The organism is Clostridium tunisiense TJ (genome assembly GCF_000300195.1).
Lineage (GTDB): Bacteria > Bacillota > Clostridia > Clostridiales > Clostridiaceae > Clostridium_J > Clostridium_J tunisiense.
The window spans coordinates 1-1,196 of record NZ_AMQH01000038.1 but is presented as its reverse complement, the minus strand read 5'-3'; the positions used below and the strand labels follow the sequence as shown (position 1 = coordinate 1,196).

The window sequence follows — 1,196 nt, the reverse complement described above, 5'->3', positions numbered from 1 at the left end:
TATAGGGTTCCTTGACGAATGTTTAACTTATACCGAATAATTAAAACTTTTCTCCAAAAACTAAATGTACGGAGAAAGGAGTTTGAATTATGGGAAGAAAATCATTTGCTATAACATCATTACACGGATATACAATTAAGGAATTAATTGATCTTAAAAATAACACTAACTCTAATTATTCCAGACTTGTTCTAACTGTTGTTACTATGAGATACCAAGGTCATTGTAATAATGATATCATTGAAGCTACAAATTTGACTAAACCATCTATTGTTAAGCACGTTAAAGCGTGGAATGATTGTGGTATGAAGGCCGCAATAGATAACCGTGGAGGTTCTGAAAAAAAACTAGAACCTGAGATGATTGATCATCTTGTCGATGTAGCTAAAAACAACTCACCAATAGATTTTGGGTTTACTCGCCATACTTGGACTTGTGGGTTACTAGCTCTATATATTGAAATGACGTATGGAGTAAAAATCTCTGCTGAAGTCATTAGAGTATTACTAATTTCTAATGGTTTATCATATAAAAGAGCTCAAGCACAACCAACAAAAGCTGATAAAGCGGAGCAAGAAACCTTTAAAAAAAATGTTAGAAGTACTGGAAACTTTAGAATCTTCGTCTGATACAACAGTTTATGCACTAGATGAAACTGGAATTAGTGTTGAGTCTAGCAATTATTTGTCTTGGAGCCCTATCGGGCATCCCCCTATTCTTGAGAAGAATGCTTCTCATACAGGTGTAAATGTTGTAGGCTCAACAACTATTCTTAATAACTATCACTCCGTAAATGATGTTTATCATTCCCAACATTCAATAACATCAGAAGAAATAAAAACTCATATTGAACATCTGCTACAAATTAATGAAGGTAAAAAAGTAGTAATATTCATGGATAATGCAAAGACACATACAAGCAGAAAAATGGAGAAATTTTATCTAGATAATAGAGATAGACTAACCATTATTCTTCTACCTAGGTATTCACCGTATATGAATCCACAGGAGAATGTATGGAGTTTTCTGAAGTCCAAACTCTTTAAACCCTCTGCGAGAGGTTCAATATATGAGTTAATAAGTGATATCAAGATGATATTTGACGAACTTAATTCTGATGTAGAACAACTTCGTTCACTAGCATATGCTAGAAGTTTCCTGGTGTAAGTTAAGTTATGACCAAGGAACCCTATATA

General features: G+C 33.4%; 2 protein-coding genes. Both read left to right on the top strand.

The genetic code is table 11. The annotated features are described in order from the left end of the window. Nucleotides 1-89: 89 nt before the first annotated feature. The gene (locus tag C661_RS22500) at nt 90-629 is read left to right on the top strand and encodes a winged helix-turn-helix domain-containing protein (protein WP_017417245.1); all 540 of its coding nucleotides are present in this window, start codon (nt 90-92) and stop codon (nt 627-629) included. Beyond that, nucleotides 592-1,167 (top strand): transposase, encoded by a 576-nt coding sequence (locus C661_RS0120845; protein WP_017417244.1) that lies wholly within the window; start codon nt 592-594, stop codon nt 1,165-1,167. The genes C661_RS22500 and C661_RS0120845 overlap by 38 nt, the downstream gene beginning before the upstream one ends. The last annotated feature ends 29 nt before the right edge of the window (nt 1,168-1,196 follow it).

Coding starts and splice junctions, on each gene's coding strand:
- C661_RS0120845 (WP_017417244.1), top strand. CDS start 592: ATGTTAGAAGTACTGGAAACTTTAGAATCTTCGTCTGATACAACAGTT.
- C661_RS22500 (WP_017417245.1), top strand. CDS start 90: ATGGGAAGAAAATCATTTGCTATAACATCATTACACGGATATACAATT.